General features: G+C 41.7%; 19 protein-coding genes. 11 read left to right on the top strand and 8 right to left on the bottom strand.

Going from position 1 to position 25097, the window contains the following annotated elements:
- Positions 1 to 93 precede the first annotated feature (93 nt).
- Positions 94 to 1380 carry a citrate synthase gene (locus tag NYF15_RS16215; protein WP_062569004.1) on the bottom strand — a complete coding sequence of 429 codons (1287 nt, stop codon included), beginning with the start codon at positions 1378 to 1380 and terminating at the stop codon, positions 94 to 96.
- Between the two features lie 409 nt (positions 1381 to 1789).
- Between NYF15_RS16215 and sdhC the strand changes: the two genes are divergently transcribed.
- The 9 genes from sdhC to argA all read left to right on the top strand — a co-directional run bounded on the left by sdhC (position 1790) and on the right by argA (position 13185).
- A complete protein-coding gene (sdhC, locus tag NYF15_RS16210) occupies positions 1790 to 2167 on the top strand; it encodes a succinate dehydrogenase, cytochrome b556 subunit (RefSeq protein ID WP_082401567.1) in 378 nt (125 codons plus the stop codon).
- Positions 2158 to 2505, top strand: coding sequence for a succinate dehydrogenase, hydrophobic membrane anchor protein (sdhD, locus tag NYF15_RS16205; RefSeq protein WP_062569005.1), 348 nt, complete (start codon positions 2158 to 2160; stop codon positions 2503 to 2505). Before sdhC ends, sdhD begins: the two co-directional genes overlap by 10 nt.
- The gene (gene sdhA, locus NYF15_RS16200) at positions 2506 to 4278 is read left to right on the top strand and encodes a succinate dehydrogenase flavoprotein subunit (RefSeq protein WP_130149799.1); all 1773 of its coding nucleotides are present in this window, start codon (positions 2506 to 2508) and stop codon (positions 4276 to 4278) included.
- A 10-nt stretch (positions 4279 to 4288) separates the two neighbouring features.
- Entirely contained in the window at positions 4289 to 5005 is a 717-nt protein-coding gene (locus tag NYF15_RS16195; RefSeq protein ID WP_062569007.1) for a succinate dehydrogenase iron-sulfur subunit, read from the top strand.
- Positions 5006 to 5091: 86 nt separating this feature from the next.
- On the top strand, positions 5092 to 7911 hold the full coding sequence (locus NYF15_RS16190; protein WP_130149800.1) for a 2-oxoglutarate dehydrogenase E1 component: 2820 nt from the start codon (positions 5092 to 5094) through the stop codon (positions 7909 to 7911).
- Between the two features lie 3 nt (positions 7912 to 7914).
- Entirely contained in the window at positions 7915 to 9435 is a 1521-nt protein-coding gene (gene odhB / locus NYF15_RS16185; RefSeq protein WP_371354114.1) for a 2-oxoglutarate dehydrogenase complex dihydrolipoyllysine-residue succinyltransferase, read from the top strand.
- A 177-nt stretch (positions 9436 to 9612) separates the two neighbouring features.
- On the top strand, positions 9613 to 10779 hold the full coding sequence (gene sucC, locus NYF15_RS16180; protein ID WP_062569010.1) for an ADP-forming succinate--CoA ligase subunit beta: 1167 nt from the start codon (positions 9613 to 9615) through the stop codon (positions 10777 to 10779).
- On the top strand, positions 10779 to 11651 hold the full coding sequence (gene sucD, locus NYF15_RS16175; protein WP_062569011.1) for a succinate--CoA ligase subunit alpha: 873 nt from the start codon (positions 10779 to 10781) through the stop codon (positions 11649 to 11651). The genes sucC and sucD overlap by 1 nt, the downstream gene beginning before the upstream one ends.
- Before the next feature lie 193 nt (positions 11652 to 11844).
- The gene (gene argA / locus NYF15_RS16170) at positions 11845 to 13185 is read left to right on the top strand and encodes an amino-acid N-acetyltransferase (protein ID WP_371354113.1); all 1341 of its coding nucleotides are present in this window, start codon (positions 11845 to 11847) and stop codon (positions 13183 to 13185) included.
- A gap of 50 nt (positions 13186 to 13235) precedes the next feature.
- Here argA and NYF15_RS16165 read toward each other — a convergent pair whose 3' ends face one another.
- Positions 13236 to 14306, bottom strand: a complete 1071-nt coding sequence (locus NYF15_RS16165; protein ID WP_371354112.1) for a DUF3083 family protein — start codon at positions 14304 to 14306, stop codon at positions 13236 to 13238.
- 228 nt (positions 14307 to 14534) lie between these two features.
- Here NYF15_RS16165 and glnS point away from each other — a divergent pair, with 228 nt between their 5' ends.
- Entirely contained in the window at positions 14535 to 16202 is a 1668-nt protein-coding gene (gene glnS, locus NYF15_RS16160; RefSeq protein ID WP_371354111.1) for a glutamine--tRNA ligase, read from the top strand.
- A 98-nt stretch (positions 16203 to 16300) separates the two neighbouring features.
- On the opposite strand, the gene NYF15_RS16155 is transcribed toward glnS, so the two are convergent.
- Positions 16301 to 18706 carry a TonB-dependent receptor gene (locus NYF15_RS16155; protein WP_371354110.1) on the bottom strand — a complete coding sequence of 802 codons (2406 nt, stop codon included), beginning with the start codon at positions 18704 to 18706 and terminating at the stop codon, positions 16301 to 16303.
- Positions 18707 to 18862: 156 nt separating this feature from the next.
- On the opposite strand from NYF15_RS16155, the gene NYF15_RS16150 reads away from it, so the two are divergent.
- The gene (locus NYF15_RS16150) at positions 18863 to 19390 is read left to right on the top strand and encodes a YaeQ family protein (RefSeq protein WP_371354109.1); all 528 of its coding nucleotides are present in this window, start codon (positions 18863 to 18865) and stop codon (positions 19388 to 19390) included.
- Here NYF15_RS16150 and yfaE read toward each other — a convergent pair.
- The 5 genes from yfaE to ubiG form a co-directional block, all read right to left on the bottom strand.
- Positions 19387 to 19659: a class I ribonucleotide reductase maintenance protein YfaE gene (gene yfaE / locus NYF15_RS16145; protein ID WP_130149807.1), complete on the bottom strand. Its 273-nt coding sequence runs from the start codon at positions 19657 to 19659 to the stop codon at positions 19387 to 19389. The genes NYF15_RS16150 and yfaE overlap by 4 nt on opposite strands.
- The gene (gene nrdB, locus NYF15_RS16140; protein WP_062569018.1) at positions 19659 to 20789 is read right to left on the bottom strand and encodes a class Ia ribonucleoside-diphosphate reductase subunit beta; all 1131 of its coding nucleotides are present in this window, start codon (positions 20787 to 20789) and stop codon (positions 19659 to 19661) included. The genes yfaE and nrdB overlap by 1 nt, the downstream gene beginning before the upstream one ends.
- Positions 20790 to 20859: 70 nt before the next feature.
- Positions 20860 to 23145 (bottom strand): class 1a ribonucleoside-diphosphate reductase subunit alpha, encoded by a 2286-nt coding sequence (gene nrdA / locus NYF15_RS16135; RefSeq protein ID WP_371354108.1) that lies wholly within the window; start codon positions 23143 to 23145, stop codon positions 20860 to 20862.
- A 392-nt stretch (positions 23146 to 23537) separates the two neighbouring features.
- The gene (locus NYF15_RS16130) at positions 23538 to 24212 is read right to left on the bottom strand and encodes an HAD family hydrolase (protein ID WP_371354107.1); all 675 of its coding nucleotides are present in this window, start codon (positions 24210 to 24212) and stop codon (positions 23538 to 23540) included.
- The gene (ubiG, locus tag NYF15_RS16125; protein WP_130149810.1) at positions 24212 to 24922 is read right to left on the bottom strand and encodes a bifunctional 2-polyprenyl-6-hydroxyphenol methylase/3-demethylubiquinol 3-O-methyltransferase UbiG; all 711 of its coding nucleotides are present in this window, start codon (positions 24920 to 24922) and stop codon (positions 24212 to 24214) included. Before ubiG ends, NYF15_RS16130 begins: the two co-directional genes overlap by 1 nt.
- Positions 24923 to 25097: the final 175 nt, after the last annotated feature.

The raw sequence follows: 25097 nt of genomic DNA, 5'->3' as shown, positions 1-25097 counted from the left end.
AATGCGACGATTTTAATTATTTTGTATAAATAGACAAGTCTAGGGCAATAAAAAAGGCCGCTGTGCGGCCTTTTTTAAGCATTTAAGCAAAAATTAACGCTTGTCCGTTGATACGTAGTCGCGCTTTGTTTCACCAGTATAAAGCTGGCGAGGGCGGCTGATCTTGTGACCAGGTTGAGAAAGCATCTCATCCCAGTGAGAGATCCAACCAACAGTACGTGACATTGCAAAGATTACAGTGAACATGCTTGTTGGAATACCGATTGCTTTTAAGATGATACCTGAGTAGAAATCTACGTTAGGGTAAAGTTTCTTCTCAACAAAGTATGGGTCTTCTAGCGCAATTTGCTCAAGCTTCATTGCGATATCAAGAAGTGGATCTTGAATGTTTAGCTCAGCAAGTACTTCGTGACACGTTTGACGCATTACTGTTGCGCGTGGATCGAAGTTTTTGTATACGCGGTGACCAAAGCCCATAAGACGGAAAGGATCTGACTTATCTTTAGCTTTAGCAACATACTCGTCGATACGGTCAACAGAGCCAATTTCTTCTAACATGTTAAGACATGCTTCGTTAGCACCACCGTGCGCAGGGCCCCATAAAGATGCGATACCCGCAGCGATACACGCGTAAGGGTTTGCACCTGAAGAACCTGCTAAACGTACTGTTGACGTTGATGCGTTTTGCTCGTGGTCAGCGTGAAGCATGAAGATTTTATCCATTGCTTTAGCAAGCACTGGATTAACTTTGTACTCTTCAGCTGGTACTGAGAACATCATGTGTAAGAAGTTTTCAGCAAAGCTTAAATCGTTACGTGGGTAAACAAATGGCTGACCTACATTGTATTTGTAAGCCATTGCTGCGATTGTCGGTAGCTTAGCAACTAGTTTGATAGCACTTGTTTTACGCTGTGTTGCATCAGTGATGTCTAAGTCTTCATGGTAGAACGATGAAAGCGCACCTACAACACCACATAGCATCGCCATTGGGTGAGCATCAAAGCGGAAGCCTTGGAAGAAGTTAGCAATCTTAGTATCTAGCATTGTGTTGTGCGTGATTTCTTGCGCAAATGCTTCGTACTGTTCTTTCGTTGGTAACTCACCGTTTAATAGTAAGTAGCAAAGCTCAACGTAGTTAGACTCGTCAGCAAGTTGTTCGATTGGGTAGCCGCGGTGTAATAAAACACCTTTACCGCCATCGATGTAAGTGATTGAAGATTCACAAGAACCGGTCGACATGAAACCTGGGTCGTAAGTAAAGTGACCGTGAGAACCTAGCGTACGTACGTCGATTACGTCTTGGCCAGCAGTGCCTTGGTAAATTGGAAGTTCGATTGGATCAAGACCATCAATATGGACCGTGGCTTTCTTATCCGCCATCTATTTATCTCCTATTAAGATAACAACTCTGATTGTTATGTTCTGAATCTGTTTAAGCACATTCTTTTCATTTTAACGTGAAAGAGGGGGTTAAAGTCAATTTTTATAAACATTATGCACAAATGGATAATAAATATTCTGTCAGGATTAAATATTATACCATTGGCTAATTCGCAAACGACTCTTACTAAACAAGAATTGTAAAAAGACCTCTGGCTATATATACTATCCAAGGTTTTATACCGTATTGTCTGTAGGTAAACTTTATTTTTACATTTGAGTTTTGCATAAGTGTGAACTTTTTGTGTATCAACACGGTTTACTTAGATAGTTCCATCGAAATTCATTTTGATGGGTTTTAGAAAAACAAGTAGATGAGCCCCTATGTGGGCAAGATGGGCAAGTAACTGTGAAAAAGCAAAGACCTGTAAATCTAGATCTAACAACTATATCTATGCCGGCAACGGCTAAAGCATCAATTTTTCACCGCGTCACCGGTGTTGCATTATTTTTTGCTTTAACGTTTGTCATTTGGGCGTGGTCTGAGTCTCTTTCTTCTGCAGAAGGTTTTGAATTCGTCAAGGGTCTGTTCAGCGGATTCATTGCCAAATTCATAGCATGGGGCACTATTTCTGTATTGGCGTATCACTTAATCGGTGGTATCCGTCATATCATTATGGATATGGGTCACTGGGAAGAACTTGAGTCAGGAAACTTCAGCGCTAAAGTTGCATTAGCTTTAGGCGTTGTAGCTGCAATTCTAGCAGGAGTGTGGATATGGTTTTAAATCAAGCAACTCTTAAACGTGATGGTGTACAAGATTACGTATCGCTTCGTGCGACAGCCTTAATAATCAGCGCTTACGCGATTTTTATTATCGGCTATTTCTTATGCACGCCTGAAGTCACTTTCGAAGCCTGGCAAGGCCTTTTTTCAAACCTAGCAATGAAAGGGTTTACGCTAATTACCCTAGTTTGCATTATGGTTCACACCCGTATCGGCCTTTGGCAAGTTCTTACTGACTATGTTAAATGCGCTAAATTACGTGCTGTTTTAGGCTTTGTATTAAACCTTATGGCTGTTGCTTACGTAGCAATTGGTCTAATCGTTTTATGGGGTGTTTAAGTGAATTATTCTGTTCGTGAATTTGACGCTGTAGTGATTGGTGCAGGTGGTGCGGGTATGCGCGCAGCTCTTGCTATCACTGAATCAGGCAAAACCTGTGCACTTATCTCAAAAGTTTTCCCTACACGTTCTCACACTGTGTCTGCACAGGGTGGTATTACGGTAGCTTTGGGTAACTCGCATGAAGATAACTGGGAATGGCACATGTACGATACGGTTAAAGGTTCCGATTTTATCGGTGACCAAGACGCTATCGAATATATGTGTAAAACAGGCCCAGAAGCTATTACTGAATTAGAAAACATGGGCTTACCATTTTCTCGTTTTGAAAATGGCCGTGTTTACCAACGTCCTTTCGGCGGTCAGTCGAAAAACTTTGGTGGTGAACAGGCTGCACGTACTGCAGCAGCAGCTGACCGTACTGGTCACGCGTTATTACACTGTCTTTACCAACAAAACGTTAAAAACAAAACAAACGTATTCTCTGAGTGGTATGCACTAGATTTAGTTAAAAACAGCGACGGTCACGTTGTTGGTTGTACAGCAATCGACATCGAGTCTGGCGAAGTTGTTTACTTCAAATCTAAAGCTGTTGTATTAGCAACAGGTGGTGCAGGCCGTATCTACGCATCGACAACGAATGCTCACATCAATACTGGTGACGGTGTTGGTATGGCTACACGTGCTGGCGTTGCAATGCAAGATATGGAAATGTGGCAGTTCCACCCAACAGGTATCGCCGGTGCTGGTGTACTTGTAACTGAAGGTTGTCGTGGTGAAGGTGGTTACCTTCTAAATAAAGACGGCGAACGCTTCATGGAACGTTACGCGCCAAATGCGAAAGACTTAGCGTCTCGTGACGTTGTTGCGCGTTCAATGATGACTGAGATCCGTGAAGGTCGTGGTTGTGAGGGTCCTTACGGTCCACATATCAAGCTTAAGCTTGACCACTTAGGTGAAGAAACACTTAACTTACGTCTTCCGGGCGTATGTGACCTTGCGAAAACATTCGCACACGTTGATCCAGCTAAAGAACCAATTCCAGTTATCCCAACATGTCACTACATGATGGGTGGTGTTCCAACTAACGTAAATGGTCAAGCATTACAAATTGATGCAAACGGCCAAGAGAAAGTAGTTGAAGGTTTATTCGCTGTTGGTGAGATTGCATGTGTATCTGTACACGGTGCTAACCGCCTCGGTGGTAACTCGCTACTTGACTTAGTTGTATTCGGCCGCGCTGCTGGTAACTTCTTAGGTAAGTACCTTAACGGTGTTGAAGCAGGTAAAGATGCGTCTGAATCAGACCTTGAAGCATCACTTGCACGCTTTAACCGTTGGGAAAATTCTAAAGCTGGCCAAGGTGAAGACCCAGTACAAATCAAGAAAGATCTACAAATGTGTATGCAACTTAACTTCTCGGTATTCCGTGAAGGTGATGCAATGGCAACAGGTCTTAAAGAGCTTAAAGAAATTCGTGAACGTCTTCAGTATGCGCGTCTTGACGACAAGTCAACAGAGTTCAATACTGCACGTATCGAATGTTTAGAGCTAGATAACTTGATGGAAACAGCTTACTCAACTGCAGTAGCTGCAAACTTCCGTACAGAAAGCCGTGGTGCACACTCTCGTTTTGACTACCCAGATCGCGATGACGAAAACTGGTTATGTCACTCAATCTACGATCCTAAGAGCGAAGAAATGAGCAAACGTGATGTAAACTACGCGCCGAAACTGCGTGAAGCTTTCCCACCTAAAGCACGTACATACTAGGAGCGAGACGATGGCACAAGTACAATTTTCGGTTTATCGTTACAATCCAGATGTTGATAATGCACCACGTATGCAGGACTTCTCGTTAGAAACGCAAGAAGGCCAAGATATGATGGTATTGGATGCGCTTATGCAATTAAAAGAGCAAGATCCAACATTATCATTCCGTCGTTCATGCCGTGAAGGTGTGTGTGGTTCAGACGGTATCAACATGAATGGTAAAAACGGTTTAGCGTGTATTACACCTTTATCAACGCTACTAAAAGGTGGCAAAGGTAAAATCGTAATTCGTCCTTTACCAGGCTTACCAGTGGTACGTGACCTTGTTATTGACATGAGTCAGTTCTACACTCAATACGAAAAGGTAAAACCTTATCTAATTAATGACACGCCTGCGGCGGGTGAGCGTCTTCAATCAATTGAAGAGCGTGATAAGTTAGATGGCTTGTATGAGTGTATTTTATGTGCATGTTGTTCAACATCGTGTCCTTCGTTCTGGTGGAATCCAGACAAGTTCATTGGTCCTGCAGGCCTTCTTCATGCGTATCGTTTCTTGGCAGATAGCCGCGATACAGCAACTGAAGAGCGTTTAGCAGACCTTGACGATGCGTTCAGCGTGTTCCGTTGTCACAGTATCATGAACTGTGTTAGCGTGTGTCCAAAAGGTCTTAATCCGACCAAAGCGATTGGACAAATCAAATCAATGCTTTTAAACCGCTCGGTTTAAGGATATTGAATATGTAAGGTGGTTAATTTATTAACCACCTTGTTTTTATAACAATTAATTTCTGCGCTAAAGAAAAGGGCTTATAAATGCACGAAGGTGTGATGAAGGCATGGCTAGAATCTTCTCACTTAAACGGCGGTAACGTTGCTTACGTAGAAGAGCTTTATGAAGCGTACTTAGATGATGCGACTTCTGTGCCAGAAGAATGGCGAGAAGTGTTCGAACAATTACCAAAAGTTGATGGTGTGGATGTTGACGTTAAACATTCAGAAGTTCGTGCACAATTTGCGGAGCTTGCTAAAAACAAGCATAGAGAAGTAGTGGTAGCAGAGGGTGGCTCTGGCGATCCTAAACAGGTCAAAGTGCTGCAACTTATTAATGCTTTCCGTTTCCGTGGTCACCAAAATGCCAACCTAGATCCATTAGGTATTTGGCAACGCGAACGTGTTCGTGATCTTGAATTGGAATATCACGAATTATCAGAAGCTGATTTTGACCGTGAATTCAATGTGGGTTCGTTTGCCGTAGGTCGCGAAACCATGCCTCTTGGTGAGTTATACCAAGCACTAAAAACGACCTATTGTGGGTCAGTTGGTGCTGAGTACATGCACATCACTTCAACTGAAGAAAAACGTTGGTTACAACAGCGTTTGGAATCAGTGCAATCACGTCCTACTTTTTCAAAAGATGAGAAGCTGCGTATCCTTAAAGGTTTAACTGCTGCTGATGGTCTTGAAAAGTATTTAGGCGCAAAATTCCCTGGTGCTAAACGTTTCTCACTTGAAGGTGGTGATGCATTAGTACCTATGCTTAAAGAGCTAATTCATCGTGCCGGCGAAAGCGGGCAAAAAGAAGCCGTTATTGGTATGGCTCACCGCGGTCGTTTGAACGTACTAGTAAACGTATTAGGTAAAAATCCTTCTGATTTATTTGATGAGTTCGCTGGTAAACACAAAGACACATTAAGCTCAGGTGATGTTAAGTATCACATGGGTTATTCATCTGACTTTGCAACTAAGGGTGGCAATGTGCATATGGCACTTGCGTTTAACCCATCTCACCTTGAAATCGTAAACCCAGTAGTTATGGGCTCGGTTCGTGCGCGTTTAGACCGCTTAGGTGATAAGTCAGGTATCAAAGCATTACCAATTACTATTCACGGTGATTCTGCGATTGCAGGTCAAGGTGTTGTTCAAGAGACATTTAACTTATCGCAAACTAATGCATTTAGTTGTGGTGGTAGTATCCGTATCGTTGTTAATAACCAAGTTGGTTTTACAACATCGAAACAGTCGGATGTACGTTCTACACCATACTGTACTGATATTGCGAAAATGGTTCAGGCACCAATTTTCCACGTTAACTCTGACGATCCTGAAGCAGTTGCATTTGTTACACAAATCGCCCTTGATTTCAGAAATCAATTTAAACGTGACGTAGTGATTGATTTAGTATGTTATCGCCGCCACGGCCATAACGAAGCGGATGAGCCAAATGCGACTCAGCCTCTTATGTACCAAAAAATCAAAAAGCACCCAGTACCGCGTCTTATCTATGCAGACCAACTCGTGTCTGAAGGCTCATTCTCAGAAGAAGAAATAAAAGCACTTGCTGATGAATACCGTAATGGCCTTGACGGTGGTAATTGTGTTGTTGAAGAAATTCAACCAGAAACATCACACTCTTCTGATTGGGCTAAATTTGTTGGTCACGATTGGAATGTAGAGTATGACGCAAAAGTCTCAGTAGAAAAGCTTAAAGAACTTGGCAATATCGTTGCTAGCTACCCTGAAGGCCACAAAGCGCAATCACGTGTTAAGAAAATCTACGATGATCGTAAACAAATGGCTGCCGGTGAAAAACCACTTGATTGGGGTATGGCAGAAACACTTGCTTACGCAACCCTTGTTGATGCGGGTACTGACATTCGCTTAACAGGCCAAGATTCTGGTCGCGGTACGTTCTTCCATCGTCATGCTGTTGTTCATAATCAACAAGATGCATCTACCTACTTACCACTGCAAAACATCAGTGAGAATCAAGGTGCATTTGAAGTATACGATTCTGTATTATCTGAAGAAGCAGTCCTTGCATTTGAATACGGTTATGCAACCGCTGAGCCTACATCACTTGTTATGTGGGAAGCACAGTTTGGTGACTTTGCTAATGGTGCGCAAGTTGTATTTGACCAATTCTTAAGCTCAGGTGAGCAAAAGTGGGGCCGTTTATGTGGTCTTACATGTTTACTTCCTCATGGTTATGAAGGTCAAGGTCCTGAGCACAGTTCAGCACGTCTTGAGCGTTTCTTGCAATTGTGTGCTGATCACAATATGCAAGTGTGTGTACCTTCAACACCTGCGCAAGTATATGCAATGCTGCGTCGTCAATCGGTACGCCCACTTCGTCGTCCATTGATTGTTATGACACCTAAGTCGTTACTTCGTCACCCGCTGGCAACATCAACACTGGAAGAGTTATCTGAAGGTGTGTTCCACAATATGATCGATGAAATCGATGATATTGCCGCTGATAAAGTGGAACGCGTTGTATTTTGTAGTGGTAAAGTTTACTACGAGCTACTACAAGAGCGTCGTAAGCAAGAATTAGATAACATCGCTATTGTTCGCGTTGAGCAGCTATATCCATTCCCTCATGATGAGATGGATACAATCATGCAGCGTTACCAGCATGTTAAAGACTTTGTATGGTGCCAAGAAGAGCCGCAAAACCAAGGTGCGTGGTATTGTTCACAACACCATTTTGTTGATGCAATCCCGCAAGGTGCTAAATTGACTTACGCTGGTCGTAAAGCTTCGGCATCGCCTGCATGTGGTTACATGTCAGTGCATACAAAAGAACAACAAGCGCTCGTTGCAGATGCGCTTACTATTGAAAAGAAAGGATAAGCAATGAGCACAGAAATTAAAGTTCCTGTACTTCCTGAGTCGGTTGCTGATGCTACCGTAGCGACTTGGCACGTAAGTGTTGGCGATAAAGTAAGCCGTGACCAGAACTTGGTAGATATTGAAACAGACAAAGTTGTTTTAGAAGTTGTTGCACCAAATGACGGTGTAATTACTGAAATTTCACAAGAAGAAGGTGCAACTGTTCTTGGCGAGCAAGTAATTGCTTTACTTGGTGATGCAGATGCAGCACCAGCAAGTGATGACACTGCTAAAGAATCAGCACCAGCTAAATCAGAAGAAGACGCGCCGGCTGCGGCGCAATCAGCACCAGCATCAGAAGGTAAAGAAGTGGACATTAAAGTACCTGTACTTCCAGAATCAGTCGCAGACGCGACAATTGCTACATGGCATGTACAACCAGGCGAAGCGGTAACTCGCGACCAAAACTTAGTTGACATCGAAACTGATAAAGTTGTTCTTGAAGTTGTTGCTCAAGATGACGGTATCATGGGAGAGCACATTCACGCAGAAGGTGAAACTGTGCTAGGTGAGCAAGTAATCGGTACTGTTAAAGCCGGTGCTGCGCCAGCTAAATCTGCTGCTAAAGAAGAAGCGCCAGCTGCTTCTAGCGACGCAAGTGACAGCTCTGACGTATTAACACCGTCAGTACGTCGTTTAATCGCTGAGAAAGGCCTTGATGCATCTAAAATCAAAGGTACTGGTAAAAATGGCCGTGTAACTAAAGAAGATGTAGATAAATTCTTAAAAGCACCTGCTGCTGCACCAAAAGCAGAAGCATCTGCACCAGCTGCGCCTATGGGTGACCGTACACAAAAACGTGTGCCTATGACACGTTTACGTAAAACAATTGCTAATCGTCTACTTGAAGCTAAAAACTCTACTGCGATGTTAACGACGTTCAACGAAGTTAATATGAAGCCAATCATGGACCTTCGTAAGCAGTACCAAGAAGTATTCGAAAAGCGTCATGGTATCCGTTTAGGTTTCATGTCTTTCTATGTGAAAGCAGTAACAGAAGCACTTAAGCGTTTCCCTGAAGTTAATGCATCTATCGATGGTGATGATATCGTTTATCACAACTACTTCGATATCAGCATCGCGGTTTCTACACCACGTGGTCTTGTAACACCAGTTCTTAAAGACTGTGACAAGCTATCAGTTGCTGAAATTGAGAAGGGCATCCGCGAGTTAGCACTTAAAGGTCGTGATGGTAAATTATCTCTAGATGATATGACTGGTGGTAACTTCACTATCACTAACGGTGGTGTATTCGGTTCATTACTATCTACACCAATCATCAACTTACCACAGTCTTCAATCTTAGGTATGCACAAAATCCAAGATCGTCCTATGGCTGTTAACGGTAAAGTTGAAATCTTACCAATGATGTATTTAGCGTTATCTTACGATCACCGCCAAATTGATGGTAAAGAATCTGTAGGCTTCTTAGTGACAATTAAAGAGTTACTAGAAGATCCAACTCGATTATTACTAGATGTTTAATCTAGTTGTATAAAAACTAAGCTGTGGACCATGTTCGCAGCTTTTTTTTTTGCGCCTTTGGTCTAACTGGGGTTTTCATGTCGAGCCTTGGGATTTATACTAGGTGCGCAATTTGGGATAGCTGTTTATTTGCATAAATATTCAGCTCTTTTAGTATAAAAAATTGGATAAAGCATCATGAATTTGCATGAGTATCAGGCAAAACAACTTTTTGCCGAATATGGTTTACCAGTTTCTCACGGTTACGCTTGCGATACACCTGAAGAAGCTGCAGCAGCTGCTGAGAAAATTGGCGGTGATATGTGGGTTGTTAAAACACAGGTTCACGCAGGTGGCCGTGGTAAAGCTGGCGGTGTTAAGCTAGTTAAAACAATCGACGAAGTGAAAGAGTTCGCTGCGAACTGGTTAGGTAAAAACTTAGTTACTTACCAAACAGACGAAAATGGTCAGCCAGTAGCTAAAATCCTTGTAGAAAGCTGCACTGACATCGCTAACGAATTATACCTTGGCGCTGTAGTAGATCGTGCTTCTCGTAAAGTTGTTTTCATGGCATCTACTGAAGGTGGTGTGGAAATCGAGCAAGTTGCAGAAGAAACTCCAGAATTAATTCACAAAGCTGAGATCGATCCACTAGTTGGCCCTCAAGCTTATCAAGCTCGTGAATTAGGTTTCAAACTTGGTTTAAACCCAACTCAAATGAAACAGTTCGTTAAGATCTTCATGGGTCTTGCTAACATGTTCAACGATTTCGATTTCGCTCTTTTAGAAATCAACCCGCTAGTAATCACAGACGAAGGTAACCTTCACTGTCTAGACGGTAAAATCGGTGTAGATGGTAACGCGCTTTACCGTCAACCTAAAATCCGCGAAATGCACGATCCTTCACAAGAAGATGCGCGTGAAGCTCACGCTGCTAGCTTCGAGCTTAACTACGTTGCACTAGACGGTAACGTTGGTTGTATGGTTAACGGTGCAGGCCTAGCAATGGGTACAATGGACATCGTAAACCTACACGGTGGTAAGCCAGCTAACTTCCTAGATGTTGGTGGCGGTGCGACTAAAGAGCGTGTATCTGAAGCATTCAAGATCATCCTATCTGACGACAACGTTAAAGCTGTTTTAGTTAACATCTTTGGTGGTATCGTACGTTGTGACATGATCGCAGAAGGTATCATTGGCGCAGTTAAAGAAGTAGGTGTAAATGTTCCTGTAGTAGTACGTTTAGAAGGTACTAACGCTGAACTAGGTCGTGAAGTTCTTGCAAGTTCTGACCTTAACATCATCGCTGCTGAGTCACTAACAGACGCAGCTGAAAAAGTTGTTGCTGCTGCGGAGGGCAAATAATGTCTGTATTAATCAATAAAGATACAAAAGTTATCTGTCAAGGTTTCACAGGTGGCCAAGGTACTTTCCACTCAGAGCAAGCGCTTGAGTATGGTACACAAATGGTTGGTGGTGTAAGCCCAGGTAAAGGCGGTCAAACGCACCTAGGTCTTCCAGTATTCAACACAGTACGTGACGCTGTAGAAGCAACAGGTGCAACTGCATCTGTTATTTACGTACCAGCTCCTTTCTGTAAAGATGCTATCTTAGAAGCTATTGATGCAGGCATCGAGCTTATCGTTTGTATCACTGAAGGTATCCCAACACTAGACATGGTTGACGTTAAAGTTAAGCTTGACCAAACTGGTGTTCGTATGATCGGTCCTAACTGCCCTGGTGTTATCACTCCGGGTGAAACTAAGATTGGTATCATGCCTGGTCATATCCACAAGCCTGGTAAAGTAGGTATCGTATCACGTTCTGGTACACTTACTTACGAAGCGGTTAAACAAACGACTGATGCTGGTTTCGGCCAATCAACATGTGTTGGTATCGGTGGTGACCCAATCCCAGGCACTAACTTCATCGACGTTTTAGAAATGTTCGAAAAAGACGAGCAAACTGAAGCAATCGTTATGATCGGTGAAATCGGTGGTACTGCAGAAGAAGAAGCTGCTGAGTATATCAAGCACAACGTGACTAAACCTGTTGTTTCTTACATTGCGGGTGTTACTGCACCTCCAGGTAAACGTATGGGTCACGCTGGTGCAATCATCGCAGGCGGTAAAGGTACTGCTGATGAGAAATTTGCTGCATTAGAAGCTGCGGGCGTAAAAACTGTACGTTCATTAGCTGATATAGGTAATGCACTTAAAGAGAAAACAGGCTGGTAATCAGTTTTAATCTCTTAAAAAGGCTCGCTTATGCGAGCCTTTTTTGTATCTGGTATATTGTTACCTATCGATGTCAAAATTTATTCATGAAATGAGAATAATAATGCTTTATTTGTGAATATAAATTCTTTAGACTGGTGCCTTGTTTATTCGTTTTTATTAAAAACATCCGATATTACAAGGTAAATATTACGTGCGTACCACTGAATTGGTCGATGGATTTCGTCAGTCAACTCCTTATGTTAATGCCCACAGAGGCAAAACTTTTGTTGTAATGCTTGGTGGAGAGGCAATAGATCAGCCTGGTTGTCGCAGCATTATCAACGATGTTGCATTACTTACCAGCCTAGGTATTAAAATTGTTTTAGTGTTTGGCGCACGACCACAATTTAATGCAGCACTTGAGCAAGTTGGCATAATTAGTCAGTTCCACAATGAGATACGCGTAACGGATAACGCCACCTTTGATGTCATTAAAAAAGTCGCAGGTGCGATGCAATTTGATATTACGGCACGACTATCAACGTCTCTTAGTAGTACACCTATGTCAGGCTCATTTTTAAATGTGGTAAGTGGCAACTTTGTCATAGCACAGCCACTAGGTGTGGATGAAGGGGTTGATTATCATCACTCAGGAAGAGTGAGGCGCATCGACGTAGAGGGTATTCGCCATCAGTTAAATAATAACGGTATTGTACTATTAGGGCCGATTGCGGCATCGGTTACCGGTGAAAGTTTTAATTTAACCGCAGAAGAAATTGCTACTCAAGTTGCGTTAAAACTGCGTGCCGATAAAATGCTAGGCTTCTGCGAAGAGGCCGGTATTTTAGATGAAAATGGCGAAGCAATCGCTGAGCTGATGCCAAACGAAGCGGAGCGTGTTTTAGCGAATTACCGCAAGCAAGCTGATTCCTGTTTAAGTGCGACTGTTTTCTTACAAGCAGCAATTGATGCTTGCCGAGGCGGTGTGCATCGCTGCCACCTAGTGAGTTACAAAGAAGATGGCGCGTTACTACAAGAATTGTTCTCTTTAGATGGTATTGGTACACAAATCGCACCACAAAGTTCAGAGCAACTTCGTAGCGCGACTATCTCTGATATAACTGGTATCATTAACCTTATTAGACCCCTTGAGCAGCAAGGCTATTTAGTGCGTCGCTCACGAGAGCAGCTTGAAATTGAAATTGAGCAATTTACAGTGATCGAACGTGATGGACTTATCATTGCCTGTGCAGCTTTGTATCCGTTTGCAGATGAACAAGTAGGGGAGTTCGCAAGCTTGGCTGTTCATCCTCAGTACCGAGATGCAGATCGTGGCAGTTACCTACTGAGGTTTATTATTAATAAAGCTAAACGTGCGGGTTACTCGCATTTATTCGCACTGACTACACGGAGTATTCACTGGTTTTTAGAGCAGAGTTTTGAATTGGTAACAGTCGATGAGTTGCCAGCTAAGAAAAAAGCGCTCTATAACCATGAACGCCGGTCTAAGGTTTTGCGCTTGGACCTCACTAAGCTGAGTAAAAACAGGTAACCAAAAGGTGACGCATGCGCGTCACCTTTCATTTTCAATACTGTATTTATCTAATATTGATAGTTAATGTGCTGATAAAAACGCACTCGTAAATCTTGTCGAGTTGGGTTGAACGCCAGCTCATCGGTCACTTCATTAATTGCACTTTGAACTTGGTTCATAAACCGTCCATAACCAATATCATGCTTATCTTTATCTGCGGCTGCAATCACAAAATGTAGCACGTCAACTAAACTATTGGCATCCCAGTAATGCTGTAGTTGGGGTTCCTTGGTGTTGCAATCAAAGGTCAATTTTTGTAGTTCACTGTTGCTTTGCGCATTATCGATATGACTATTGCGCACTATAGGGCGGGTACCATTAGCGATAAAAGCCCCGAGTGTTAATTGGCGTTTTTCACATGCGCGTTTAAACGCATCAAAAATATATTGATAAAATTGTGTGTAGTTTGCTTCGTTAAGCATATGCTGGAACTGCGTTTTAATCGCACGCGTGACTGGAATTGAGAATCCCGCATAGGTCATTTCACTGTGCTCACTTGGTAAGTGACATTGACGAGACTGATAACGAGGGTAGAGGCTTCTTAATTTATAACCGTAGCTTTCTTTATGGCCTTTTGCTTTTGCAAACATGTCATAAGTAAGATGTTGGTGATCGCGAATTTTTAGCGAAGATTGGTTACTTAACAGCTTATCTTGTAAGCTGCTAATGACGCGCTGTACTTTGTGATGAAACTGGGCTGCATTTGCTCTGATTTCTTCACCTGTTGCCAAGAATAAGAAGCGAATCTTTTTACATTTTTCATCATCCGAAGCAAATATAGTGTGTGCTTCGTGGTATTGAGGATTGTAAAAAAACAGAATTTGTTTGGCGGTTTCTAAGCTATATGCCTCATCGTGATAACGAACCACGGGTAGTTTATCATTTGCGATTAGATGAACATTGTGAAGTTCGTATTCGTCGCATAGTGCAAATAATTCCCTTGCAAGACGCTTATAACTGCAGTTAACTGAGCTAAACTGCGCGAAAAACTCATCGTTTGGTTTAAATTCAACTAGCACATATTGGTTTGCACGTGCTGAGCTTGGAATATAGACTCGATGTTGATTGAGCGAAGCCATCTTTTTTCCTTATAAAAAGTAAAACTGTCGGGACTATATCGCTACTGGATGATCATTTTATTGCGTTAGAACAATTTTTTTACCGATTTTGTCGAGTCTGTGAACTATGTATTCAACGATCGGCTTAATATCTTCAATAAACATGATTCAACTACTGTATGTTAAGGTTTGTTTTTGTAATAATGCATTAGTTTTGTCACCATGCAATATTCAGAGGATTATGCTCCTATGGCGGAAATTGAGAATCGCCCAAGTAACTTTATTAGAACGCGTATTGATGAAGATCTCGCAAGCGGTAAGCATGCGACTACGCACACGCGTTTTCCACCAGAACCAAACGGTTTTTTACACATTGGTCATGCAAAGTCGATTTGCTTAAACTTTGGTATTGCCAAAGATTATCAAGGTCTTTGTAATTTACGTTTTGATGATACGAATCCAGAAAAAGAAGACATCAATTACGTAAATTCGATTAAAGAAGATGTGCAGTGGTTAGGTTTTAAGTGGGATGGTGAAATCAAGTATTCATCTAACTATTTCGACGCGCTATACGGCTATGCTGTTGAGCTTATCGAAAAAGGCCTTGCATATGTGTGTTTCTTATCGCCCGATCAAGCGCGTGAATACCGTGGTACGTTAAAAGAGCCAGGTAAAAATAGCCCATACCGTGATACATCGATTGAAGAAAACCGAGCGTTATTTGAAAAAATGCGTAATGGCGAATTCAAAGAAGGCGAGTGTGTACTTCGTGCAAAAATCGATATGGCAAGCTCATTCATGGTATTACGTGACCCGATTATATATCGTGTCCGTTTTGCTCATCACCACCAAACAGGTGACAAGTGGTGCATTTACCCAATGTACGACTTTACGCATTGTATTTCTGATGCGCTAGAAGGCATTACACATTCATTATGTACGCTTGAGTTCCAAGACAACCGTCGTTTATACGATTGGGTATTGGATAATATCAGCCTTGACTGTCATCCGCAGCAAATCGAGTTCTCACGATTAAATCTTGAGTACACCATTATGTCTAAGCGTAAATTAAACGACTTAGTGGTTAATGGTCATGTTGAAGGGTGGGACGATCCACGTATGCCAACAATTGCTGGTTTACGTCGTCGTGGTTATACACCTGCATCAGTACGTGAGTTCTGTTCTCGTATCGGTATCACTAAACAAGAAAACATGGTTGAAATGGGTATGCTAGAAGCTTGTATCCGTGAAGACTTAAATGAACATGCACCGCGTGCAATGGCTGTTCTTGATCCGGTGAAGATTGTTATCGAAAACTATGATGCAGATAAAGTAGAAACATTATCTGTTGCAAATCACCCGAATAAAGAAGAGATGGGGCGTCGTGATGTGCCTTTCACTCGTGAACTTTATATCGAGCGTGAAGACTTCCGTGAAGAAGCAAATAACAAGTTCAAGCGTTTAGTTCTTGATAAAGAAGTACGTTTACGTGGTGCTTATGTCATTAAAGCTGAGCGCGTTGAAAAAGACGAAAACGGCGAAATTACAACTATCTTCTGTTCTTACGATCCTGAAACTCTGGGTAAAAACCCAAGTGATGGCCGTAAGGTTAAAGGTGTAATTCACTGGGTATCAGCAAGTGAATCAATCACAGCTGAAGTACGTTTGTACGACCGCTTATTTAACGTACCAAACCCAGCCGCTGCAGAAGACTTTAACGCAACTTTGAACCCAGAGTCACTCGTAGTGCTTGCGAACGCTAAAGTTGAGCCGTCACTTGCCAACGCACAAGCCGAGCAGGGCTTCCAGTTTGAGCGTACGGGTTACTTCTGTCGTGATAGCAAAGCTGAAACATTAGTATTCAATCAAACTGTGGGTCTTCGTGATTCATGGGCGAAGATTGAACAAAAGGGCTGAACCCTTTAACTAATTTTTTAAGTTTCTAAGCTTAATAAAAAACCCTTTCACTTTTAAAGTGAAAGGGTTTTTTTATAACGATTAAAAGTTAAGTCAAGTTAGAAATAACCGCGAATACCCAAGCTGAAATTACGACCTGGTAGTGGTGCTTTCTCTTTAATAAATGAGCTGTGTACGAAACCTAGCTCATCGGTTAAGTTATCAATATTAATGTAAAGCTGTGTATCTACAGGGCCTAAATCAAGTTGATAGTTAGCAGATGCATCAAACAAAGTATAGCCATCAGTTTTTGTTTCATAGGCTGTGATATCTGACTGCTCAAAGTAATGTGTACCTGTTAAGCTAAACTGCCAATCTGCAAATGTATATTGTAATTCAGAGCCAAGTTTATTGGCTGGCACACGCGGCAAATAGCCTTCACCATCTTTTAATTTTGCGGTTGTTGAATCACCAAATACTTTTACCAACGCACTCGGTGTAACTTGGTAATGAACATCAAACTCAACACCGTAAAGTTTTGCATCTTTACTCGCGAATTGATAAACCGCCATTGCATCTTCATCAGCATCAGCTGCTGATTCTAACCCGTGCTCTTCATCAAATACTAAGCCTGTATTTTGTTGGTAGTAATAGTTTTCAATATCGTTATAGAAGAAATTAACTGTGTAACCAAAATCGCCAATAAAACGGCGGAAGCTTAAATCAAAATTGGTGGCAGTTTCTTGAGCAATATTTTCCGGTTCAAAATGAATTTCACCATCTTCAATGTGATAACCAAGGCCTAATTCATAGGTACTAGTAGCAATGTGCACACCATTTGATAGTAGCTCAGCACTGAGTGGTGCACGCTCTGAACGTGACACACTTAGAGCAACACTTTGACCTTCTTGATATTGCCAAATCGCACCTGCAGATAAGCTAAGGTTAGTGAAATCTTCGCTGTAGCTGATAATTTCAGCTTCTTCGTGTGTTTCTTCCTCGTGGTCATCTTCATGATCGTGATGGTGTTCACTCATGGTGACATCAGAGTCAATTTTGTAATCTTCGATTCGTGCACCGAGCTCAACCGTAACGTCACCAAATTGACTTTCTTCGAGTAAAAATAATGCGTTTGAAGTTGTGGTACTGGCAGGGGTAAAGGCTTCTTCACCGTCTGCATCATAATCTGACTCATAAAAGTGATAGCCTGCTATGCCATGCCATTGTCCTAATGTATGCTCAACGGTTGCACGTGCTTCTGTTGTTTCGTTATGAAAAACAGTGCCGATTTCTCCACCTTCAATTTCAGCATGTTGATAATCAGTGTAACCGACACGAAGCGTAATATTTTCGATCCAGTTATCGTGCAATGCATAGCTCATGTAACCTTGCCAACGGTCTTGTTCTAAGCGTGCAAATACTGATTCTTCGTGCTCTTCTTCACCTTCATGATGCTCACCTTCTTCATGCTCGTCATGTTCATGATGATGGTGTTCATGAGCTGGAATACCATAGTCAGTTTCAATACGACCATAGGACATGCCTACCGTTAAATGTTCACCTACATAGCTAGTACCAAAATTTAGAGTTTCGCTGTCGATAAATGTGTTTTCTACGCTGTTAGCTGTTTCGTGCTCTTCATGCTCTTCACCTTCATGTTCTTCGTGCTCTTCAGGAAGCTCGAAAGTAGGTGTTTCATAATCGTGGCCTTTACGCTTAGTTCCGTCAAAATGGAAATTAAATCCGTTATTACCCGTTTCTAACTTAGCGGCGTAGGTATTGGTATTTGATACTGTATCGTGAGTGTATTGAGCAGCACCGGTTAAAGACTCGATGTTATCGGTAGGAATACGGTTATCAACAACGTTCACCACACCACCAATCGCGCCTGAGCCATAAAGTAGGGTAGCAGGGCCACGAAGTACTTCGATTTGTTCAGCAGCTAAGCTGTCGTTAGATGTGGCGTGATCTGGGCCAATACGTGAGGCATCGCTGCTATCAAGACCATTTTGAGTGATTTTTACACGTGGACCATCTAAGCCACGAATAATTGGGCTTGATGAAACTGGGCCAAAATAGCTCGCATTCACACCAGGTAAGCCTTTTAGTGTTTCACCTAAAGTTGGCTTGGCTTTGTTTTTTAAATTATCACCAGCAAGTACATTAACCGGTGAGATCATCTCTAAACTATTTTTATGTAGGGCTGACGCATAAACAACAACAGTTTCAACTGACGTCGGTGTTAGATTGACGACAACTGATTGGCTGTCACCAGAAACTTCTATACGTTTATCAATGTAGTTGTCTTTACTTATGTGGAGTTGGCCTTTGTTATCTACATCAATTTTAAATTGACCTGATTTGTCCGTTACCACTGTTTGTGATTTACCGTGAACATGAATTTCGGCATTTGCAATGGGTTGTTGCTTATCGTCTAGAACTTGACCTGAGATAACAGCTGCAAAGCTTGAATGTGAAAATAAAGCTGCTGCAACGGCACTTGAAAGTACTGTAAGTTTATTCATCGTTCCTACTTCTGAGTTTATTATTAATAATCTTGATATAATATAACACCTCATTTATGGTAAAACAATGACGTTATAGTATAACTTTTGTTTTGTCGCTATTTACCATACATCCGCTATACTCAATACACCTTACTCGTGTAAAGGTTTATAGCTATGTCTGATAAAAATAGGGTATTCAAGGCACAATTTAGTATTGCTGACTTACGCCAGCACCGTAATCATTCTACGGTATTTACTACTGCGTGCGAGCGCTCAGAAAGCTACCAGCACTTTGTTCTTAAATTATTAAGTTATTGTGTATTTTCATATAATGAGGATGCTGTGCTTAATGCAAAATCAGATCGTTCAGAGCCTGATGTTGCTATCAAAGCATTAGATGAGCACTATATAACTTGGTTAGCCGTTGATGAACCCGATTTTCCCACTCTCAGTAAAATGGCGAAAAGGGTGGATGAATTATGGGTAGTGACAACATTGGATGGTGATTGGCTGAATGAATATCAGCATTCACTTGACCTGATCAGCAATGGACATTTGATTGCCTTCGATCATCAATTTATCGATGATTTAGCGTCGCACCTAACTAAAAACCTACAGTGGGATGTCACTATTGATGAGCATGCAATCAGTGTTGCAGATAAGCTTGGTTTTTATCAGAGTAAGCAATTAGTGTGGCATTAAAGCTCAATGGTTATCTTACCATTGGGCTTACTGCAACATAGTAAAACTTCGCCTTCTCGCACAAAAGCAAGCGGCTCTTGATTATACTTGACGCTCCCTTCAACTAATTTCGCACGGCATGCACCGCAGTAACCTTCTCGGCATTGGTAGGGGACATCTATTTTTTGTTGTTCTAGGCATTCAAGGAGAGATGAACAGCCAGAATCAAACTCTACATTCTGGCTGTCTGTTCCTGCAAGGATAACCTGTGCAGTGGTGTTAGTGCTCATTACAGGTCGAAGTCACCAAAGTCAGATGCATCAACTTGAGAGTCGATTTGACCAACTAAATAAGAGCTAATTTCAGCTTCTTGAGGGGCAACTTGTACATTGTCTGATACCAACCAAGAGTTGATCCAAGGGATAGGATTGCTCTTACTTTCAAACTGAGCAGGTAAGCCTACCGCAGTCATACGTGCATTAGTAATGTATTCAACGTATTGGCATAGGATATCTTTGTTAAGACCAATCATAGAACCATCTTTGAACAGGTATTCTGCCCAATCTTTTTCTTGCTCAGCAGCTTCGACAAACATTTGGATCGCTTCTTCGCGGCATTGTGCAGCAACGATCGCCATTTCTGGGTCGTCCTTACCATCTTGCATAATGTTCAGAATGTGCTGCGTGCCAGACAAGTGCAGTGCTTCATCACGGGCGATTAGCTTGATGATTTTCGCATTACCTTCCATTAATTCACGCTCAGCAAAAGCAAATGAACACGCAAAACTTACGTAAAAACGAATGGCTTCTAAGATGTTTACCGACATCATAGCAAGATAAAGCTGCTTTTTAAGATCAAATAAGCTTACTTTAATTTCTTTCCCATTAATAACATGCTTACCTTCACCATATAAATTATATAGCGATACCATGTTGATTAAGTCATCATAGTATTTAGTAACCGCATCAGCACGCTCACTGATTTTTTCATTGCTTACAATATCATCGAAGATAAGCTCAGGAGATTGCGTTACGTTACGAATAATATGCGTATAAGAACGGCTGTGAATAGTCTCGCTGAATGCCCATGTTTCGATCCATGTTTCAAGCTCAGGGATTGATACAATCGGCAGTAAGGCAACATTTGGAGAGCGACCTTGCACACTATCAAGTAGTGTTTGATATTTTAGGTTACTCAAGAAAATGTGCTTTTCATGATCAGGAAGCGCTTGGAAATCTAAGCGATCTTTACTTACGTCAACCTCTTCTGGGCGCCAGAAAAACGATAATTGTTTTTCGATTAGCTTTTCGAAAATAGGGTACTTTTGTTGATCGTAACGTGACACGTTTACCGTTTGGCCGAAAAACATCGGTTCTTGTAATTGGTTATTATGGTTTCGACTAAAAGTTGTATATGACATAGTGATTTCTCAAAAAACAGTCAGGACAAAGCGGGCTAATGAGCCCGCCTTTGTTATGTTATTAATTTAATTAGATTTTACAAGCGCCGCCTGCACAACTGTCATCTTCAACCTCAGGTGTCAACTCATCTTGAGAGTCAGATGCACCGTCACGGGTGTTGTGATAGTACAGGGTTTTAACACCGAGTTTATACGCAGTTAGTAAATCTTTTAATAGCACCTTCATAGGTACTTTACCGCCTTCGTACTTAGATGGATCATAGTTCGTGTTTGCAGAGATCGTTTGGTCAACGAATTTTTGCATAATACCAACAAGTTGTAAGTAACCATCGTTTGAAGGAATATCCCACAGTAGCTCGTAGTTATCTTTCAGATTTTCATAATCAGGAACAACTTGCTTTAAGATACCATCTTTACTTGCTTTAACACTGATATGACCACGTGGTGGTTCAATACCATTTGTTGCATTAGAGATTTGCGATGATGTCTCTGAAGGCATTAGTGCAGACAGCGTCGAGTTACGCATACCATGCTCTTTAATGCTGGCACGTAATGAATCCCAGTCTAAGTGAAGTGGCTCTTCACAGAACTGATCTAAGTCACGCTTATAAGTATCTGTTGGCATAATGCCTTGAGAATACGTAGTCTCGTTAAATTTCGGACATGCACCACGTTCTTTCGCTAATTCATTTGACGCTTTCATTAGGTAATATTGAATTGCTTCAAATGTTTTGTGAGTCAGCGCATTTGCACTGCCGTCTGAGTAACGCTTGCCATTTTTCGCTAAGTAGTAAGCAAAGTTAATTACACCGATACCTAACGTACGACGACCCATAGTCGCGTTTTTTGCTGCTGGAACAGGGTAGTCTTGGAAATCAAGTAAGTTATCAAGCGCACGAACCGCAAGTTCAGCAAGCTCTTCTAATTCATCAAGTGATTCAATTGCACCTAAGTTAAACGCAGACAAGGTACACAGTGCAATTTCACCTTCTTCATCCATTACATTGCTAAGTGGCTTAGTTGGTAATGCAATTTCTAAACATAGGTTAGATTGACGAATTGGTGCCACAGTCGAAATGAACGGGCTGTGTGTATTACAGTGGTCAACATTTTGTAAGTAGATACGACCTGTGCTTGCACGCTCTTGTGCAAACATTGAGAATAACTCAATCGCTTTAATACGTTTTTTGCGAATTGACTCATCTTGCTCGTACTTGATGTATAGCTCATCAAACTTCGTTTGATCTTCAAAGAATGCGTCATATAGACCAGGTACATCTGATGGGCTAAATAAAGTGATGTAATCATCTTTAATTAAACGGCTGTACATTAATTTGTTGAACTGTACACCGTAGTCAAGGTGACGAACACGGTTATCGTCAACACCACGGTTGTTCTTAAGAACTAATAAGTTTTCAACTTCTAAGTGCCATAATGGGTAGAATAGGGTTGCTGCACCGCCGCGTACACCACCTTGTGAACAGCTTTTAACCGCTGTTTGGAAATGCTTATAAAACGGGATACAACCTGTGTGGTACGCTTCACCGTTGCGGATTGGGCTGCCAAGCGCACGAATGCGACCCGCATTAATACCAATCCCTGCACGTTGTGAAACATACTTAACAATCGCAGACGATGTCGCATTAATAGAATCTAGGCTATCACCACACTCGATAAGTACACATGAGCTGAACTGGCGCGTAGGCGTACGCACACCGGCCATGATTGGTGTTGGTAACGAAATCTTGAATGTAGATACTGCATCATAAAAGCGCTTGATGTAGTCAAGACGCGTCTCTTTTGGATAATCAGAGAATAAGCTTGCAGCAACTAAGATATATAAAAACTGTGCACTTTCGTAAATTTCACCAGTAACACGGTTTTGAACCAAATATTTCCCTTCTAGCTGTTTTACAGCAGCATAGCTGAAGTTTAAGTCGCGGTTGTGATCAATATAAGAATCTAACTCATCGATTTCTTGCTCGGTATAATCAACAAGTAAGTGTTGATCATAACGTTTGTCTTCAACTAATTTCGTGATGTGATCATATAAGCGTGGTGGCTCAAATTGGCCGTACGCTTTTTTACGTAAATGGAATACAGCTAATCGAGCAGCAAGGTATTGGTAGTCAGGCGTATCTTTAGAGATCTGATCAGCTGCCGCTTTGATGATAGTTTCATGAATGTCATCGGTACGAATTCCATCGTAAAATTGAATATGTGATTTTAATTCAACTTGCGAGACAGACACGTTATTTAGACCTTCGGCGGCCCAAGCGATCACGCGATGGATCTTATCTAGATCAAGTGACTCTTTACGGCCGTCACGTTTGCTTACAGATAGCTGTTGGTTCATAGTCTTGCCTGTATTCCTTGGGAAATTATATTTTTAGTGAAAATTTATTCTTCAGTATAATTTTTATTATTAAACACTAGATTGTGTGAATTGAATAACATTTAGCCACAATATCTGGTGTTCTTTAAATTGCAGATCACAAGATAGTGTGGTCTGCGATCATTTGCAAGGGACAGAAATGCCCCTATTTGTGGATAACTACTGGATAAGCACATTGTGTTAGTGAGCATTAACCTTTGACCATTCATTGATGATGAAATTTGTAAAAATCAACTCAAGATCTAGAAAATTTACCGTTTTTAAAAATAAATTTTGACTGTTTTTTTTATCGTCAAAGAATGCTCAAAACTCAAACCGATCACAATATATAGTATCTAAATTTAAATATAGCACTATATATGGTTAAATCCATCAATAGGCGAATGCCAATTGAAATCAGCTTGCCAATCCAGAGCAGCATCAACACTGGGTATATAGCCCCATAAAGCAGTAGCACTATACATATTGGCTGCTTTTGCCGCTTGGATGTCGCGCTCTGCATCCCCTATATACAAACAACGACTGGGATCAACATTGAGGATCTCAGCAGTGTGCAGTAGTGGATCTGGAGATGGCTTAGCCACGTCTAGTGTATCTCCACTCACCACAGCCATAGCATTACTTAAAGAAGGGATTGCTTTGACTAAGGGCTCTGTTAAAAAACTTGGTTTATTAGTCATAATGCCCCATTTAATGTCTTTTTGTTCAAGTGCAACTAAGAGCTGCTCTATACCCTTAAAACATTTACTGTGCACAGCAATATCTGCGGCGTAGTAGTCAAGAAGCTGCTGGCGCAAGGCGAGCTGTTCAAGTTCGGGCCATTTATCACCAAAGCCTACTTCTAATAATGCATTTGCACCATTAGAAGCAGCGGGGCGATAAACATGCTCAGCAACAGGCGCCACATTGGCATCTGCTAACACACGGTTTAATGCGCCACCTAAGTCATCTGCGGTATCGAGTAGTGTGCCATCTAAATCAAAGATAAAGGCATCAAAATCGATAGAGGGTGTTTGTACACCACTCATCAGGCTAGTTTCTCAAAGTGAAGAATGTAATTAACACTGACATCATCATTTAAGCTGTACTGCTTAGAAAACGGATTATAGGTAAGGCCTGTACTGGCTCTTACTTTTAACCCCGCTTCCTCTGCCCACGCAATAAGTTGTGCAGGTTTTATAAACTTCTTGTGGTCATGAGTACCTTCGGGAACCATTTTTAAAAGCTTTTCAGCGCCAACAATGGCAAATAAGTATGCTTTCGGGGTTTTATTTAATGTTGAAAAGAATACATCAGCACCTGGTTTGGCAAGTTCTGCTACAGCACGAATAATAGAAGCAGGATCTGGAACATGCTCCAGCATTTCCATACAGGTGATCACATCAAAGCGAGCAGGGTGCTCAGCCGCAAACTCTTCTGCGGGTACTTTAATATAATCAACGGGCACGCCGGTTTCCAAACTGTGTAGTTTGGCAACGGTTAAAGGCTCTTGACCCATATCGATGCCTGTCACTTTTGCGCCCATACGTGCCATGCTTTCACTTAAAATGCCGCCACCACAGCCAACATCTAAGGTTTCCTTATCAAATAAGCCGCCCACTTTATCGGCAACAAAATCCAAGCGAAGAGGATTTATTTCATGAAGAGGTTTGAACTCTCCGTCGCGATCCCACCAACGTTCTGCGATGGCTTCAAACTTTGCAATTTCTGCATTATCTACATTTTGATGTTCGGTCATAAAAAACTTCCTCGTCAATCTGAGGCCATTATATAGGGGTAAATTAATAAATCGCAAAGATTTAGCGCCTGTAAATCTAAATAAATTGTGATAGCATGGTCTGGAAATAATAACTAAAGCTCTGAAGACGGCGCTTTGCCTCTTTATGAGTCAATACTGAAGGAATGTGAAATCA

Origin of the sequence: Pseudoalteromonas sp. 68 DY56-GL68 (genome assembly GCF_041414825.1) — a bacterium.
Classification (GTDB): Bacteria; Pseudomonadota; Gammaproteobacteria; order Enterobacterales; family Alteromonadaceae; genus Pseudoalteromonas.
This window is presented reverse-complemented; position numbering and strand designations above follow the sequence as displayed.